Consider the following 17,496-nt stretch of genomic DNA (forward strand, 5'->3'; position numbering starts at 1 on the left):
CCAGCCTTTTGCACCGGGGTGTGCGAATTTTAGGGTTAGACACGCCAGCACTACGGATAGCAGCTGCATGTAAAAATAATAAATTTCATTAAATACTATACTTTTGTTTAAATTTTTGTTGTTTTTATCGTCATTCCTGATAACCAAAAGCTAAAATACCGCCTACAGGGGAATATCCACCTCCGTAACCGCCATTTTTGCGGGCAGCACAAGGCTGTTCTTTTAGAATGATGCATAAAATGGGCCGTAGAGGCATTGTACCGCCATCGGACCAAAAATATTTGGATGGATAGGCGGAGGCATGGGGATGGTGGGGACAAAAAAAAGGAGACACGCTGGTGGTGTCTCCTGCCGATATCGACCTATATTAAGGTGTGGTACTACATGGCAATTAGCCCTTTTTTCTGTATGTCGGCAACAATGGCCTTTGCGACGCCCTTGGCAAGCGATGCCTTGCTGCCGGGGTCGTAGCTGCGGGTTTGTCCGGAGTATAGCAGGTCGTTGCGGCCTACCGAGTAGAGCTCGGACTGAAGAACGTAGCTGGTGTTGGTGGTATAGTAGCCGGGGGTGTAGGTTTGCTCGTACACCACCATGTATCGGCGGTAGTAGCGGCTATATCCAACAACCCGAGGGGTGGTGTACATGGTTCCGGGGGTATGTACGCGCTCCTTCTCCCTATCTACGAGGCTAACGATCATTACGGAGCTGTAGCCGAGGCTGCGTACCTTATCGTTAACCTGCTCTTCGGTTAGCCCCTTAAACCCTTTGGGCCCGAAGACGTCGGTTGCGGAGGTTGCCTTGATACCTTTATTTTGTAGCTCGATGGCTATCTGCCTTTCGAGGTTCTCGCGGAGCTCCAGGTTCTTGGGTCCCATCATTCCTAGTACGAGTACGTTGCCAATGCTTCCCTGCTGGGCTTCGGGAGCCTTCCACGACGACACCAGCTGCGTGCTGCTGCAGCTCGCTAAAAGCATGGCAGCAGCTACCATTACTAACAAGTTTATTCGTTTCATATCACAACATTATTTAGTTGATACTTGAATTGTAGCGCTCTTACTCACCTCTGCAAATATTTATCCACACTAAGCAGGCCGTTAGCCTTGGTTAGTACTAAACGTATCCATTTGCGTTAAGATTACGATTGGGAGGGAAAATATCGGATTATTTGGCCTTGTTTAGCTGCTTTTTGTAGCGATTGACATACTCCGGCTGCGCGGTGTGGGATTGGGCGCTGCGGGTTGCCGTGTGGGGCGAGGCGGAGCGGCAGCTTAAAGCGGCAGCGGCAGGATGCGGGGATGCAAAAAAAAGCCCCAGAAGAAGAGTCTTCTGGGGCGAGGCCGTAAAGCCTGTAGTAAGGTATCGTTACGATAGCTTAAGTACCTCTTCTTGTACCAGCTTGTACTGTCCAAGGTCCTTAACATCGCTCTTTGCAATGTAGTTGTAGCGCTCCTTGTTCCAAGCAGCACCAAGCTTGATGTACACATCAGCCGAGTTGATGAACTTCTCGTTACGCTGAGAGTCGATTAGCAGCAGGTAGCCCATGATGATGTGGCCAGCCATCTCTACCAAACGGCGAGCGTGGAAGTCTAGGAATTCGGTATCGCCAGCGGCATGAACAATTTCGAATGCCTTTACGTACTCTTCGGTCATATCGGCAAGGGTCTTCTTCATGTACTCGTGGTCGGTGTGTACCGGAGCAGCCGCGTAGGCCTTCATTTGCTGAAGGAATACGCCGGTGGTAACGCCCTTGATAGCGGCCACCACCTGCAGCTGCGAAGTACCTTCGTAGATGGTGGTGATACGCGCGTCGCGGATGATACGCTCGATTGGGTAGTCCTTCATGAAGCCTGATCCGCCGTGAATTTGAAGCGAGTCGTAGGCAATAGAGTTGCTGTACTCCGAAGAGAATAGCTTAAGCAGCGGCGTGTAGCAGTCGGCCAGCTTGTTGAACTCCTTTTGCTCGTCGCGCTCTTCCTTCTCGAGCTTACGATCTTGAGAGATGTGGTAGTACGCTTTGTACACATCTACAAAACGAGATGTTTCGTAAAGAAGCGCACGAGAAGCGTGAAGCTTCGCCTTCATGTTGGTTAGCAGCTCGTATACGGCAGGGAACTTGATGATTTCCTTACCAAACTGTACGCGCTCGTTGGCGTACTTAAGCGCCTCGCGGTAGGCAGCCTCGGAAAGACCAACCGACTGGGCACCTACACCAAGACGAGCACCGTTCATCAACGACATTACGTACTTGATAAGACCCATCTTGCGGTCGCCAACAAGCACTGCAGGAGCGTTGGTAAATACAAGCTCGCAGGTTGGAGATCCGATGATACCCAGCTTGTGCTCGATACGACGAACCTTCATGGCATTATCCTTCTTGTCGTACACGAAAAGAGAAAGACCACGAGCGTCGTTGGTACCATCCTCAGAGCGGGCAAGAACTAGCGAGATTTCGGCATCGCCGTTGGTGATAAAACGCTTAACACCGTTTAGCAACCAAGTGCCCTTCTTCTCGTCCCAAGTAGCTCTAAGCTGTACTGCCTGAAGGTCCGATCCAGCATCTGGTTCGGTAAGGTCCATAGCAGCCGTTTGTCCTTGGTTGATACGAGGAAGGAAGGTGTCCTTAATCTCCTTTGATCCGAACTCGTGAATGGTTTCGGCGCAGTCTTGTAGCCCCCAGATGTTGGCAAAACCAGCATCGGCACGAGAAACAAGCTCGGCAGCTACCACATAAGGAACCATAGCGAAGTTTAATCCGCCATATTCGCGTGGAAGCGACATTCCGTAAAGGCCAGCTTGGGTAAGTGCGTCGTGGTTTTCTTGAGTTCCACGAGCGTACTTAACGCGGTCGTTAATAACCTCTGGTCCTTCGGCGTCAACCGACTCGGCGTTAGGGCCAAGAATGTTTCCGCAAATATCACCCACAATCTCCAAGGTCTTATCGTAGCTATCAAGAGCATCCTCAAAGTCGATAGGAGCGTAATCGTAGGTGTTCTTATCTTCAAATCCCCTTTCCTTTAGCGCCACGATTTTCTTCATCAGCGGGTGGCCAAGGTGGAATTTCAAATCTTCGTTATCTGTATAAAAATTTGCCATTTTCAAAGTTTATTAGATCAGGCATCGGTATCTTTTAGCGCGTGCTATCGTGATACATGATACGTGATACGTGATACTCTATTACTTCGAGTTGCTCTTGTAGTACTTAATCATCTTAGGGATGATATCGGCCACATCACCGGTAATTGCGTAGTCGGCAATTTGGTTGATAGGTGCATTCGGATCGTTATTTATAGAGATAACCATAGCCGATTGCTCCATACCAGCGGTGTGCTGAATTTGGCCAGAGATACCACAAGCGATGTAAAGCTTAGGGCGAACGGTAACACCGGTTTGACCGATTTGACGGGCATGCTCGGCATATCCTGCGTCAACAGCGGCACGCGATGCGCCAACCTCGCCACCTAGCACCTGAGCAAGCTCGTGTAGAAGGGCAAAATTTTCTTTAGAGCCAACGCCGTATCCACCAGCAACGATAATTGGGGCCCCTTTGATGTCGATCTTGCGCTCTTCGATTTCGCGCTCGATGATGCGAACCAGCTCGTCGGCATCAGTAAGGTACTTGTTAACGTCAACTGTTTTTACAGCGGCAGGCTTAGCGTTTGCAATAACGTCCTTCTTCATTACCCCCTCGCGAACGGTTGCCATTTGTGGGCGGCAATCGGGGTTGATGATGGTAGCAATGATGTTACCACCAAACGCTGGGCGGATTTGGTAAAGAAGGTTTTCGTATACCTTGCCACTCTTGTTTTCGGTATGCGAGCCGATTTCTAGCGATGTACAGTCGGCAGTTAACCCGCTGTGTAGCGCAGAAGAAACGCGTGGAGCCAAGTCGCGACCAATTGATGTAGCACCAAATAGGGCGATTTGAGGCTTCTCTTCGGTGAAGATAGCGTTAACAAGGGTAGTGTGAGGCAGGTTGCGGAAAGGGTAAAGGCGAGCATCGTCGGCAACATGTACCACATCGGCACCGTACTGTCCTAGCTCTACTTCGATTCCGGCAAGGTTGTGACCAATAGCAAGCGCCTCTAGCTGGCAGCCTAGCTGATCGGCAAGGTTACGGCCTTTGGTAAGTAGCTCAAGGCTTACATCGGCAACCTTACCATTTTCTATTTCGCAGTAAACAAAAATGTTGTTCACGGTAAAAGTCTTTTAAAGTTTAGAAAATTATTAAGATTAACCAATGGTGTGATTAGCCATAAGCTCTTTCATCAACCATTCGATATCGGCATTTTCGCTTGTTAGGCGCTTTGCCTCCTTAGCGGCAAACACCACGTTTTCGATCTTTTTCACCTTAGTTGGCGAGCCAGATAACCCTAATTGCTCGGCTTCAGCCTCAACATCGGCTACCCCCCACTCTGGAATACGAAGGTATTCGCGGTTTTGCAGCTCCATGTAGTAGTCAGAAGTTTGCTCTTGAAGCTCAGTTACCGTACGAGCGTGCTTAAACTTCATTAGGTACTTGGCGTTACGTGGACGAGCTTCTGGAGCCGACGCCGTAACGGTAACCACCATTGGAAGTTTACCAGCTACCACCTCAACACCATGCTCCAAACGACGCTTGATAACCAATTCGCCCTCTTCGAAAGCAATGATGTTCTCAGCATAGGTAACCTGAGGCCAACCCATCTTTTCGGCAACTTGTGGTCCTACCTGAGCGGTATCACCGTCGATAGCCTGACGACCTGCAATTACCAAATCGGGTTGTATTTTAGCTACAGCCTTTGATAGCGCATAAGAGGTTGCCAAAGTATCCGAACCAGCGAACTTGCGGTCGGTAAGTAGGACTCCGTTGTCTGCGCCACGGTACATTCCTTCGCGGATGATGTCTGCGGCACGTCCTGGACCCATTGTAAGAATGGTGATAGTTGTTCCAGGATATCTGTCTTTTAATCTTAGAGCCTGCTCTAAGGCATTCAAATCCTCGGGATTGAAGATCGCAGGAAGGGCGGCACGGTTAACAGTTCCGTCTGCCTTCATAGCATCCTTACCCACGTTGCGGGTATCGGGTACTTGCTTTGCGAGTACAACAATCTTTAAACCTTTATTTGTCATATCTATTAAGGGTAATTTTTTGCTGTGACGGGCAAATATAGAAAAAAATGCAACCGAAGTAACTCGCCATCCCCTTCTTTAAGACTCTTCTTTGTTAATAGTTTTTAAAACTAAACGAAATCAGCAGGAGGTTAAGCCCCCTTATCCGTTCGTTTATACCGAATTATGATTTTGATTAGATTTAATCAACTTTTACAGATTTACTAATTACAACAAACTGCTTTTAAACAGGTTTTAAAAGCACGGACGCTGCTCCCTTACTGTTAACAAAACAGATGTTAATACGCGCTGGCTATCGGAGTGTTAGCCGCCTCTATCGGCTACCCGTTTTTCTGCATTTATTCACTTTATGCCTCAAAAGGCACTACAACAGCCTCTCAAATTTATGGATATTCCTAGCAAACTATTATATTTAAACAATGTTGTTTAGATAGCCACCAAAAACATTCTGTCCATGTTCTCCATTAAACTAAAAAAGACCTCTGTCTTTTTACTTTTTCTGCTGTTTTGGATTAGCATTCTTCCGCTTTCGGCACAGCGACCCAAGATAGGTTTAGCGCTGGCGGGTGGCGGAGCAAAAGGGCTGGCGCATATTGGTATTCTTAAAGCAATAGATAGCGCAGGCTTAAAGGTAGACTACATTACAGGGACTAGCATGGGAGCCATTGTCGGTTCGCTTTACGCTGCGGGCTATTCGGGAAAGCAAATTGAAGAAATTACCCTATCCATCGATTGGGGGCAGCTCTTTAAAAACTCAGCAAACTACAAGGATATCGCCTTAAGCGAAAAGGACGAGTACAACGGCTACATACTAGAAGTACCCCTTATCGGATATAAGCCTGCCCTTTCGTCGGGATTAATTAACCCAGAAGGGATTTGGGCAGAATTCTTAAAGCACCTGTATCCTGTTTACGACGTTAAAGATTTTCACAAGCTAAATATCCCCTTCGAGTGCATTGCAACCGATTTGGAAACAGGAAAACCCGTTGTGCTTTCGTCGGGTGAGATTGTGCAGGCCATACGCAGCAGCATGGCAATTCCATCGGTGTTTACCCCGGTAGAGTATCAGGGTAAGTATTTGGTTGATGGTGGACTTGTTCGCAACTTCCCAGTTCGGTATGCCAAGGAGATGGGTGCCGACTACCTTATTGGCGTTAGCCTTTGGGATGGGCTGCTAAAGCGCGACCGCATTACCAACGCGCTGGACGTGTTTAACCAAATTACCAGCTACGTTGATGCTGCAGATGCCGAAGAGGAAAAAGCAATGTGCAACCTGCTCATATCGCCTCCAATTGGCGAGTATACGGCTGCCAGCTTTAGCGACTATCGCGATATTATTCGTATCGGAAACGAGATGGGTAAGCAAATGTACCCCACCTTTAAGCATTTGGCCGACTCGCTAAATGCGATAGAGCCCATCCCCTACGATCCGTACAGCAGGATGAAAGGAAAAGCTTCCGTTACCATAGACAGCATCGAGGTTGCTGGGCTAAGCGGCATCAAGAAGAAGCAGCTAATCCACAACATGGACCTAGACATTAACAGGGCATACTCTGCTCGCAAGCTCTCCGAGTCGCTAAAGCGAGCCTACTCCACCCTAAACTACAAGTACCTGTACTACGAGCTCTACCCTACCGACAAGCTTAACCACGCAAAAATAAGGCTGATAACCGAAGAGGATTACCACAGCTGGGTTAAGCTAGGCCTGTTTTACAACAACTTTCTGGGAGCAGGCATTTCGCTAAACTACACGCTCCGAAACTTTAGAAAAACGAATAGCCGCTCGATGGTAAAGTTGGCCATTGGCGACAACTTTGACGGAATTGTGCAAACCAAGTTCTTTTATGGAGATAACTCAAAGCATCAGCTAAAAGGGGAGCTTAGGGTAACCGACTTAAAGATTCCCATTTACGAGGGATCAAACCGCCTATTTGTTTACAACGCCACCTTTTCGACGTTGGAGGCTTCGTACATGAAATACGTAAACAAGTACACCGGTATTGGAACAGGACTGAGCTACAACCTAAAAACCTACTCGCCAGACATTGCTGCAACCATTCGTATAAAAGGGCACGAGTCGCAGCTTTACTTCTTTGTAAACCAGCTAACCAACTCCATCGACCGCCGATTTTTCACAACAAGAGGTGCCATTTCGAACTTCGAAGGAGGTATTGCTTTTGCCAGAAACACCTTTAATAAGGCAACGGGGTTAGGAGTTGACACATTATCCAAGCTGCTTAGCAGTAAGCCCTACTTTAAGCTACGATATCTTCTAACGGGATACATCCCCGTATCGACCAAAACATCGCTGGTGGGTAGCTTTAATGTTGGCGCCCTGATAAACCATAGCGGAGTATACCTCAACGAGTTTTTCTTTGGGGGCGAGCAACCGCTATTTAAGCAGCAAATTCAGTTTGTGGGACTAAAGGATGCCCAAATAATTACAGATTCCTACGTAGCCGGATTGTTTGGCATACAAACCAACCTCCTCTCCAACCTGTACACCCAAGCGCGCATCAACTACGGCTACTACAACTTTATTAATGGAAATAGCTCCATCTCCAACGCAAACCGAAAAAAGCAAATACTAGGACTTGGAGTTACCGCAGGCTACTACGTTTCGAAATGGCCAGTGCAGCTTTCGGTTTCCTACTCTCCTCAAATAGGGAAAGTGTACACCGCCTTCTCTATTGGATATGCGTTCTACTAGAACATAGCATTGCGCACCCAACGTTTTGGCATAGCAGCTGCTTTACTATACCAAAACGTTTTGCCATGATAGGAAAGCACTATTTTAAAATTGTAGCGATCGCAGCACTTGTAACCTCATCGACAGCAGCTTTTGCCGATAGGCATGATGACGACAGAGAAGATCGCGGAAGAAAACATGGGAAGCATAGACCACACTATGAGGAATATCGCCACGGAAAGCATCACCACAAGCACAGAGAGGTGGTGTACTATAGGCCCAAATGGCATCCCGAATGCCGTATGGAGAGGCGTTGGGTGTACTTCCCAAAATACAACATGTATTGGGACAACTACAACGACCGTTACGCCTACTGCGATAGAGGCAGATGGGTGGTAACCCGTAGGGTTCCGCAGGTGGTTGTTAATGTAAATTTAGCCCGCGAACGCTACTACGAGCTCGAGGAGGAGTACGACGAAAGGGATAACGTCTTCTCGTTGAACATTCAGAACAGAATATCGCTAAGATTTTAAAGTAAACGGCATAAAACTAAGGAAGCCCGCATTAAATGCGGGCTTCCTCATTCTATGTAAACAAAGGCTACAGCTCCATTTTATCAATTTCGATATCCAGCTGCCTTTCGATAGAGTGCAGCTTATACATCTCGTTGCTGCCTATAAACGAAACGGAAAGCCCCTTACGCCCTGCGCGAGCGGTTCGGCCGCTACGGTGGGTGTATTGGGTTACCTGTTCGGGCAGATCGTAGTGTACAACGTAGGCTAGGCTATCCACATCGATGCCCCGAGCCGCCACATCGGTGGCTACTAGGATTTGAACTCTTTTCTTTTTGAAGGCACGCAAAGCCTTCTCGCGCTCCTTTTGCATTAAATCGCCGTGAATAGTATCGGCAGACAAGCCCAGCTCAACGAGCTTTTCAGCAAGGCGCTGCACGTCCTGCCTAGTTCGGCAGAATATCACCCCGCGATTCTCGCCCTGCCCATCTAAAAAGCGGCGTAGCATGGTAAGCTTCTCGCCCAACGTGGTAAGAATGTAGCGGTGCGAAATATCCCGATTAATTACATCCTCCTGCGAAGCGGTAATGCGGTACGCATCGCTGCCCATGTGCTGCTCGATGATCCGCTCAATTCCCTTCGGGATGGTGGCCGAGAAGAGCCACGTTGCCCGATCGGAGGGCAGCTGGTTAAGAATGGCGTCCAGCTCATCCTTAAATCCCATGCTTAGCATCTCGTCGGCTTCGTCGAGGATGGTGGTGCGTACCTGCGAAAGGTCTACAGCCCTACGGTCGATAAGATCGAGCAGCCGCCCAGGTGTTGCAACCAGTATTTGGGTAGGTCGCTCTAGCGCGGCAATCTGCAAATCGATCTTTGCGCCACCATAAACGGCTTCGGTAAAGACCTTTTTATCTAAATACTTGGTAAAACGGAATAACCCTTTGGCTATTTGCTGACAAAGCTCGCGGGTTGGCGCTAAAATTAGCCCCTGAATCTTGCTGCTGCTGCCATCAATTTTCTCTAACAAGGGGAGTCCGAAGGCGGCTGTTTTGCCAGTTCCAGTCTGCGCCTGCCCAACAAAGTCGGTTCCTTTATCTAGCAAGAACGGAATTGCCTTAATCTGAATATCTGTAGGTGTACTAATTCCTAAATCGGTGAGAGCCCTTACGTACGGTTCTCCAATGCCTAGTTCAGCAAAATTTCTCAACGTGCTCAATTTAAATGAGGCGCAAAGATAGCGTAATTATTCGACTCTCTATTGGGACTGGTTTGAGCGGCTAAGGATTTTACCTCCCCCATTCTATCGTGTTTTGATGAAAGATTTAGCAAGAGACATTGAGGGAAAAAGCATTTTATAAATTTGCTTTGAGAGGCGAAATCGGCTTCACTACCATCTTTTGGTAAGCGTGGTTTGGGTAGAGATGCGCTGTATGCGCCTGATGAAGATAACACCGCACCTTTAACTGCAAAATTATTTGGGGCAGCGGCGATTGGCGAGAGCGGTTAGGATCTTAATAGCTGAAATGGCCTACACCTGATGGCTGCCTATAAAGAGAAAATTCCCTTTTGGTAACACTGATATCGAATAAATTTCAGGATACGACCCTTAGAAGGACTGCGACATCGAAGAAATTTTAGGGTATATACCATAAAAAAACTGGGATATCGAAGAAATTTTATGGTACAACCCTTAAAGGAACACCGATATCGAAGAAATTTCAGGGTAAATCCCCTAAAAAAACAGCGACATCGAAGAAATTTTATGGTATATCCCGTAAAAAAACTGGGACATCGAAGAAAATTCAGGGTATATACCATAATAAAACTAGGATATCGAAGAAATTTTATGGTACAACTCTTTGAAAAACACCAATATTAAAGCATTTTTCAATATTAAATCACCCCAAGGCAACAAAATCGGAGCAGATTTCAGCATTAAAATCTATCCTCAAGCATAAACAGATAGAACAGCACTCCCCGCTCCCTCAAAAAGCAGCCATTTTCGATCTGACGTGTAGAAATAATTGCTGCGGTAAATACTCAATGCCTAAATTATTGCTAAATTTGTTTGATATATTCGCCTAAATATATGATTAGCACCATCGAAAAAGCAACCATTTACTACTTTTCGGGAACAGGAAATGCGCGCCGGGTATCGGAGTGGTTTGCCGAAAGAGCAACGGGCAGCGGCATTGAAGCAACACCCATAAGTATCGATAAGATTGACAGAAGAGACGCTGCTCCTCCCTTGGAGAACGAGCTCGTAGGCTTTATTGGTCCCACCCATGGATTTAACTATCCACCTATACTTATGAATTTTGTGTTACACTTTCCAAGGGCCAAAGGTGCCAACAGCACCGCCTTTGTTGCCAATACACGTGGAGGGGTAAAAATGGGAAAGCTATTTATGCCAGGGCTTAGTGGTATTGCGCTGCTTATGGCTGCTATCACGCTACGGATAAAAGGCTATAAGGTGGTCGGGATGCGCTCCATCGATCTCCCATCTAACTGGGTCTCGCTGCATCCTGCGCTATCGGAGAAAGTTGTAGCGTCGATATTTGAGCACTGCAGGCCCATCGTAGAAAAATTTGCAGATAGGCTTTTATCGGGCAAAACCGATTTTAGGGCGCTACGCGATATGCCCGCCGATCTGCTGATTTCACCCATCAGCGTGCTATACTATATTCTGGGCCGATTTATCTTGGCCAAAACTTTTTATGCCGACTCGCAGTGCAACGAGTGCGGTATCTGTGTGGAGAAGTGCCCCATCAAAGCAATCAAGATGGTGAACCATAAACCTTTTTGGACGTACCGCTGCGAGAGCTGCATGCGCTGCATGAATAGCTGCCCCAAAAAGGCCATAGAAACAGGTCATGGCTACCTTTTTGCGCTCATTTTTGTGACCTATGCAACGGTTATAGCATGGATGTGGAGCGAGCTCGCTGCGCTGGTTAGCGTAGACAAAGAAAATATATGGGTGCAGCTAGTAGGATTCATTGTCGAAAGCGCCATTGTTTTTGTGGTGCTAGCCTTAGGATACCGTGCGCTGCACTACCTAAAACGGCTTCCCCTGCTTCGGCAGCTCGTAGAGTATACATCGTTTACCAAATGGCGCTTTTGGGGACGATATCGGGGACTAAAGCAGCAGCAACCAAAAAGAAAGGCGGATTAAAAATCCGCCTTTAAGTATTCTGCTATTTATCTGAAATTAATCCACGTCGCTTTATGCCACAAAGCCTCAAGCGGACCTTGCTTGTGAGACTTTAGCCACCAGCGGCAGAATAACATTTGAAGGGCAATTAGCGCTATTGCAATACACAGGCTCATGGTCGCACCGGTGTACTTGTAAAGCGAGAGTCCATACCCATAATATATAAATGTACCAAGAATAGACTGTAATACGTAGTTAGTTAAGGTCATCCTTCCTATAAAAGAAAGCCCCTTAGCCATTCGCTGAAACGCGCTAAGAAGATAGTAGCCGCAAATAAACGTAGAGGCAAGCACTACCATAAATAGAAAGTTGCTATACGAAGTTAAAATCGGTTCTAGAATTCCCTTTAGCGATGGTCGGCTTAAAGAGTCGATTACTAACGGCTTGGTAAAAAACAGCAAGCAGAAAGCTGCGATGGAAATGCCCAAGGCATACTTCCAGAACTTTATGCTAGACTCCGAGTAAACAAAAAGGCTACGACGCCCGATGAGCATTCCGAGCATAAACAATCCGGCAGTTTGGTAAACACGTCCAACCACCCACGACCAGCTAACCACCGCCATTTTACCAACGGTAAAGTTGCTTTTTACAACATCGAGGAAGGAGCCGTTACTTAAATTCTCTGCCGCCAAACCAAAATACTTGTCGCACGCATTAGGTCCCAACTCGTAAGCAGGGTGCTGCAGCGCATAAACATAGTGGCCCCACGATTGAGGCTGAAGCAGCAAGATTACCGCAATGACGAAAACCCAAGAATCTTTAAGACGCGCTACCGGAATTAGCACCAGCCCAATAACGGCATAGATTGCCAAGATATCTCCCTGAAAAAAGATGGAGTTTACTGCACCGAAGCCTAAAAGTAGCAGCAGGCGCCAGGCGAACCGACCTCTAAAGTCTTTCCCTTTTTTGGCCTGATTGCTGGATTGGATGTGAAACGTAAACCCAAAAAGAAGCGCAAAGATGGCGTACGACTTTCCGGCAAAAACAAAAAACAGCGTACTCCACACGGCTCCGTCTAACGTTTTTAGCCAATCGGGCAGCCACTCTGGAAAGAAGTACAGATCGAAATGCTCTAGGTTGTGCAGCAGCAGTATTGCCATAATTACAAGCCCGCGCAGGGCATCGACCACCTCTACGCGCGGTTTGGCTAATGATGTTTCCATTGTGTTAGGTATAAGAGGTTGAAATTTGTATTCTCGTATAGCTACTGATTAAAAAGGTCAAAACAGCCAAGTATTCCCATAGCCCATCCCTTTACTTAGAAGCAAGCCACCTCTTCAGTTCTGGCAAAACGGTTTCGGCTTCACGCTCTGCCGCATAGTAGGCACGCTCCAACGCCTCCGGGTTATTCTCTATCCTAGAAACGCTAATGGGCAAGCTAGGACGGATTATGAAGACCTTTCCCTCCTGCTCCAGCCGCTCTAGCTCCTCCAATGTTCTATTGTAAACCTTCCAACGATTTACCATCGCCTCAACCATCTTAGGGTACTTACGGTAGAATGTTTTTAGCAGCAGCTTCCCTTTTATGGGCTTTTTTTGGTAGCCTTTCTCGCGGGTTAGTATCACCACGGCTCTATCTACCCCGTCGCGGAAGGCCTGCATCACCGGAATGGAGTCGGCAATCCCCCCATCCATGTAAAGTTGTCCTCTAAATTCACAAACCTTCGATAGGAAAGGCAGCGAGGAGGTAGCTGCGAGCAAATCTCTAAAGACCTTAGGGTCGTTGCCATTTAGGTCTACGTACTCCGCATTACCGGTATGGCAGTTTGTTATTACAACCTTCATGCGGGTTTTAGAGCGAGCGAAACTCTCGTAATCAAACGGAATAATTTGGGTAGGAATGTAGTGGTACACAAAATCCCAGTCGAAGAAGTTGCCCTTCTTAATTAAATTCTGTACGCTGCAGTAGCGCTTATCGGCAACATAAGGATTAACCGCTAGGTTACGCTGGTACTGCCTTGCAACATACGACACACCGTATGCAGCACCCGCAGAAACACCAATGGCATAGTTAAAAAATAGATCTTCCCTATGAAAAACATCGAGCATTGCAGCAGTATAAATCCCTCTGAAACCACCACCTTCTAGTACCAAACCAACATTATCCATCTGTATTTGCCCTATTTTGGAATCCAAATATAGCACATTAGCCTACCTCTAGGTGCTGTTTATGCTCCAAAACAGCATTCATGCATTTCACTTTTAGTATTAAACTTGTATTAGAATTGCGTGGATTTGGCAAACTCGTCCATAATTCTAGAAGAATTAGGCGATTAATGCTAATTTCGCAACCGAACAATTTTATGCACAAATACGTTCCTCTGGCTTTCGCATCGTATAAAAAGATTTCCATTCAGAGGAATTCTATCGTCCAATACAAAACAAATTAGGTTCAAATGAAAAAAGGATGGCTTAACAAGGGAGTTTTAGAAAATGAATACATCGTACTCCTTTATCAATTTGTGGTACTACTCTTTTTGTATGCCATTTGTAGGCTACTTTTCTACTGGTTTAATCTAGCGCTATTCCCCAATATTAGCACGGGCGAGCTACTTACCATAATGCGTGGAGGTGTAAAATTTGATACGGCAGGCTTGCTTTACCTTAACGCGGCCTACATGCTGCTCTACATTTTCCCTCATCCTTGGAAGTTTAGGGTTGGCTACCAAAAATTTCTTCGCTGGTGGTTTATCATCATTAACTCTATAGGATTAGCACTAAATGCTATAGACTTTAAGTACTATCCGTTTATACTTAAGCGAACAACGCTTGGCGTTTACGACATCCTCAAAAACGAACAAAACATGGGCTCGTTAGCATTCCAGTTTATTATAGACTACTGGTATGTTTACCTTATCTGGGGTGCGCTTGTGTTTGCGTTGGTATACCTTACAAAGCTGCTCAAGCCAAGACCTACGCCCATAAAAAAATGGTACTACGCCTACCCTTTCGGGATTGCAATGCTACTTCTATTTAGCGCGTTCTCCGTTGCAGGTATTAGAGGAGACTTTAAGCATAGCACCCGCCCAATTACGATAAGCAACGCTGGCGAGTATGTAAAATCGGCCGAGCAGGTTGCCATTGTGGTAAACACCCCATTTAGCGTAATACGTACGGCTGGAAATAAGTCCTTTACCCATATGAACTTTTACAAGTCGGAAGACGAGCTGGCTAAAGAGTTCTCCCCAATTCAGACTATTCAAACAACCGCGCCATTCCAAAAGAAAAACGTAATGGTGATAATACTGGAAAGCTTTGCTCGCGAGCATTTCGGTGTATTTAATAAGAATTTGGATGGCGGAAAGTATAAAGGATATACCCCATTTCTAGATTCGTTAGCCAAGCAAAGTTTGGTATTTCCAAACGCCTATGCCAATGGCCGCAAATCTATTGATGCAATGCCATCTGTACTTGCATCGCTTCCAGCGCTAGTTTTACCCTACGTTGTATCCGACTATTCAACCAACAAGGTTAACTCACTAGCAACCATACTAGATCAAGAAGGATACGAAACATCCTTCTTTCATGGCGCTCCCAACGGCTCTATGGGATTTTTGGCGTTTAGTAAGCTGGCTGGATTTCAAAAGTATTTTGGAAAAACAGAATTCAACAACGATAAGGAGTTCGACGGGATGTGGGGCATCTGGGATGAACCCTTCTTTCAATACTGGGGCAAAGAGGTCGGAAAGATGAAAAAGCCTTTCTTCAGCGCTATCTTTTCCATATCGTCTCACCATCCATTCAAGGTTCCTCAAAAGTATGAAGGAGTATTCCCTAAAGGTCCGCTACCACTACACCAGTGCATTGGCTATACCGATCATGCGCTTAAGATGTTTTTCAATAGCATAAAAAATGAACCTTGGTTTAAGAATACGCTGTTCGTTATTACTGCCGATCACTGCACAGTTCCTGTTCATAAGGAATTTAAAACAAACATTGGCTCCTTTGCTATTCCGCTAATATTTTACACCCCCGATGGCTCTCTTAAAGGTGTTAACGAGCGCCTTGCCCAGCAAATCGATATAATGCCAACAATACTTAGCCACCTGAATTATAACAAACCATTTGTAACCTTTGGAACCAACCTTTTCAATTCTAAAGACAAATCGTTTGTTCTAAACTACATTGGAGATGCCTACCAATACATGGAGGGTGATATAGCCATCTACTTTGATGGAAAAAAGACTATCGGCGTATACAACTACAAGAAAGATCCAGACCTAAAACAGAACCTACTGGGCAAAATAGACGTAAGCAAGGAGGAAGCAAAAATGAAAGCGGTCCTTCAGCAGTACAACAATAGAATGATAGAAAACAGGCTGGTTGTAAAATAAAAATTTAAAAGGATGGTTTAGGCCATCCTTTTTGTTTTAATATTCTTCGGTTCGAAATGAACTTTAATGCCCCATGATTTTTTCTTTTAGTAGAACTTCATCTTTCATTTCGATAAATAAATGCCATGAGAATATTTTTATTTGCAGCCCTCTTGCTAATATCGATTAGCGCTCAATCACAAGAGTACCGCCGAAGTATCGATATTACCTACGCGTTTGGAAGCACTGCCGTATTTCAAAAAGGCAACCTAATAGGTGCAACTGGCTACGAAGCCAGACATTTCGACACGTATGGTGTAAGCTACACAAGATCCTTAGCAAATACGGTTAGCATCTACACCGGCATAAGCTGGCTAACTGGGAAAATAGAAAATATCGACTTATCGCAGAATCCGAGAATATCGAAGGTAAGCAACACCAGCCTCATTTATATCCCAATAGGGGTTAAATTTACCTTCTTGAAATACTTCTTCGTTAAAGGAAACGCAATACTTGCTTTTGACACGAGCAAAAACAGCCCTCTTTCAAACCAAACTGGGATCGGAGGAGGAATGGCCGTCGGAGCGCAATACATGGTAAACAGCAGGCTTGGGATACATTTCTGCCCATATTTTAATCAGCACGGAATAATCCTCTTTAATAGAGGAGCTCAGCATGAAAGGCTAATGGAGAATGGATTTCAATTCGGGATTAACTATCGGTTCTAATATCTTCCTCATAAAACAACCCCCAAAAGCATTGTAATTCTTTTGGGGGTTGATTATATCCGTATCTTAGTTTACGGCATTTTCGTACTTGTAGACATTTATTAAATGCCCCTCTGGATCTGCTGCAGCAAATGCAAATCCCCAACCCATTTGCTGCTCCTCGCAAATTACTCGCCCCTCGCTGTTTTTAATTTTAAGAAATAAATCATCAACATCCTCCACCTCAAAACCTAGCTCAACGCCTTCCTTTTCATTTTTTGATACGGACTCTTCTGCATCTTGAATGCTCAAAGTACAACCTTTGCAGTCTAGCATGTACATTTTGGGTGGATGAGATAAGTACTCTAACTCCTGAATCCCGATAACATCTACATAAAAATCTCGAAGCTTTCGTGGCGATTTTGCCCTTAAAATGATGTTGTCCAATTTTGCTTTCATAAGGCCATTTTTTTATACAACAAGCGACCTTAACTTTTTTCCATTTTTTAGAGCATTATTTTATGAACATTTTTATAGGTATAAAACAAAAAGGCTACAGATGTACTGCAGCCTTTTATTCTTTGACGATATGATTTTAGATATTCGTCCAAAAAAGGTGGGTTTTGGAGCGAGCTTAAGCAAAAAGTTTGAAATTAGCGAACCAAGAAGCGAACCAATACTACTCCATATGTATAAATTATTTGATAAATATACAGTAAAAAGAAAAGGCTACAGGTATACTGTAGCCTTTGATTCTTTGCACATTATCAACTAAAACGCTGATAATGTTTAATTAGGTGGTGATCTGGCTTGGATTCGAACCAAGGACCCACAGCTTAGAAGGCTGTTGCTCTATCCAACTGAGCTACCAGACCAGTCCTCATTTGACGGCTGCAAAGGTAGATGTTTTTCCACATAATGCAATAGCCCGACTATAAAAAATCGTTATTAGCCC

Annotated in this window: 13 protein-coding genes and 1 tRNA gene; 5 read left to right on the forward strand and 9 right to left on the reverse strand. The window is 45.6% G+C overall.

Annotated elements, in window-relative coordinates:
* Positions 1-380: 380 nt before the first annotated feature.
* From L990_RS04110 to L990_RS04125, 4 genes are all read right to left on the reverse strand, one after another.
* Positions 381-1,013 carry a hypothetical protein gene (locus L990_RS04110; RefSeq protein WP_156121334.1) on the reverse strand — a complete coding sequence of 211 codons (633 nt, stop codon included), beginning with the start codon at positions 1,011-1,013 and terminating at the stop codon, positions 381-383.
* 349 nt (positions 1,014-1,362) lie between these two features.
* Complete coding sequence (locus tag L990_RS04115; RefSeq protein WP_047445823.1) at positions 1,363-3,093, reverse strand: acyl-CoA dehydrogenase family protein; 1,731 nt, start codon at positions 3,091-3,093, stop codon at positions 1,363-1,365.
* Positions 3,094-3,174: 81 nt separating this feature from the next.
* Entirely contained in the window at positions 3,175-4,194 is a 1,020-nt protein-coding gene (locus L990_RS04120) for an electron transfer flavoprotein subunit alpha/FixB family protein (RefSeq protein WP_047445825.1), read from the reverse strand.
* Positions 4,195-4,230: 36 nt separating this feature from the next.
* Positions 4,231-5,109, reverse strand: coding sequence for an electron transfer flavoprotein subunit beta/FixA family protein (locus tag L990_RS04125; protein ID WP_047445826.1), 879 nt, complete (start codon positions 5,107-5,109; stop codon positions 4,231-4,233).
* 454 nt (positions 5,110-5,563) lie between these two features.
* Between L990_RS04125 and L990_RS04130 the strand changes: the two genes are divergently transcribed.
* Positions 5,564-7,819, forward strand: coding sequence for a patatin-like phospholipase family protein (locus tag L990_RS04130; RefSeq protein WP_047445828.1), 2,256 nt, complete (start codon positions 5,564-5,566; stop codon positions 7,817-7,819).
* Between the two features lie 65 nt (positions 7,820-7,884).
* Positions 7,885-8,331, forward strand: coding sequence for a hypothetical protein (locus L990_RS04135; protein WP_047445830.1), 447 nt, complete (start codon positions 7,885-7,887; stop codon positions 8,329-8,331).
* Positions 8,332-8,398: 67 nt separating this feature from the next.
* Here L990_RS04135 and L990_RS04140 read toward each other — a convergent pair whose 3' ends face one another.
* Positions 8,399-9,517 (reverse strand): DEAD/DEAH box helicase, encoded by a 1,119-nt coding sequence (locus L990_RS04140; RefSeq protein ID WP_047445833.1) that lies wholly within the window; start codon positions 9,515-9,517, stop codon positions 8,399-8,401.
* Positions 9,518-10,399: 882 nt separating this feature from the next.
* Between L990_RS04140 and L990_RS04145 the strand changes: the two genes are divergently transcribed.
* Positions 10,400-11,482 (forward strand): EFR1 family ferrodoxin, encoded by a 1,083-nt coding sequence (locus tag L990_RS04145; RefSeq protein WP_047445835.1) that lies wholly within the window; start codon positions 10,400-10,402, stop codon positions 11,480-11,482.
* A gap of 26 nt (positions 11,483-11,508) precedes the next feature.
* Here L990_RS04145 and L990_RS04150 read toward each other — a convergent pair whose 3' ends face one another.
* Together L990_RS04150 and L990_RS04155 are read right to left on the reverse strand one after the other, a co-directional pair.
* Positions 11,509-12,684 carry a DUF418 domain-containing protein gene (locus L990_RS04150; RefSeq protein WP_047445837.1) on the reverse strand — a complete coding sequence of 392 codons (1,176 nt, stop codon included), beginning with the start codon at positions 12,682-12,684 and terminating at the stop codon, positions 11,509-11,511.
* 91 nt (positions 12,685-12,775) lie between these two features.
* Positions 12,776-13,630 carry a patatin family protein gene (locus L990_RS04155; protein WP_047445840.1) on the reverse strand — a complete coding sequence of 285 codons (855 nt, stop codon included), beginning with the start codon at positions 13,628-13,630 and terminating at the stop codon, positions 12,776-12,778.
* Between the two features lie 287 nt (positions 13,631-13,917).
* Here L990_RS04155 and L990_RS04165 point away from each other — a divergent pair, with 287 nt between their 5' ends.
* Both L990_RS04165 and L990_RS04170 read left to right on the forward strand, forming a co-directional pair.
* A complete protein-coding gene (locus L990_RS04165; RefSeq protein ID WP_047445844.1) occupies positions 13,918-15,855 on the forward strand; it encodes an LTA synthase family protein in 1,938 nt (645 codons plus the stop codon).
* Between the two features lie 125 nt (positions 15,856-15,980).
* Positions 15,981-16,562, forward strand: a complete 582-nt coding sequence (locus L990_RS04170) for an outer membrane beta-barrel protein (protein ID WP_047445846.1) — start codon at positions 15,981-15,983, stop codon at positions 16,560-16,562.
* A 66-nt stretch (positions 16,563-16,628) separates the two neighbouring features.
* On the opposite strand, the gene L990_RS04175 is transcribed toward L990_RS04170, so the two are convergent.
* Both L990_RS04175 and L990_RS04185 read right to left on the reverse strand, forming a co-directional pair.
* Positions 16,629-17,000, reverse strand: coding sequence for a VOC family protein (locus tag L990_RS04175; protein ID WP_047445848.1), 372 nt, complete (start codon positions 16,998-17,000; stop codon positions 16,629-16,631).
* 339 nt (positions 17,001-17,339) lie between these two features.
* Positions 17,340-17,416 (reverse strand) — tRNA-Arg (locus L990_RS04185).
* Positions 17,417-17,496 lie beyond the last annotated feature (80 nt).

The sequence above is a fragment of the Alistipes sp. ZOR0009 genome (assembly GCF_000798815.1).
GTDB lineage: Bacteria > Bacteroidota > Bacteroidia > Bacteroidales > ZOR0009 > Acetobacteroides.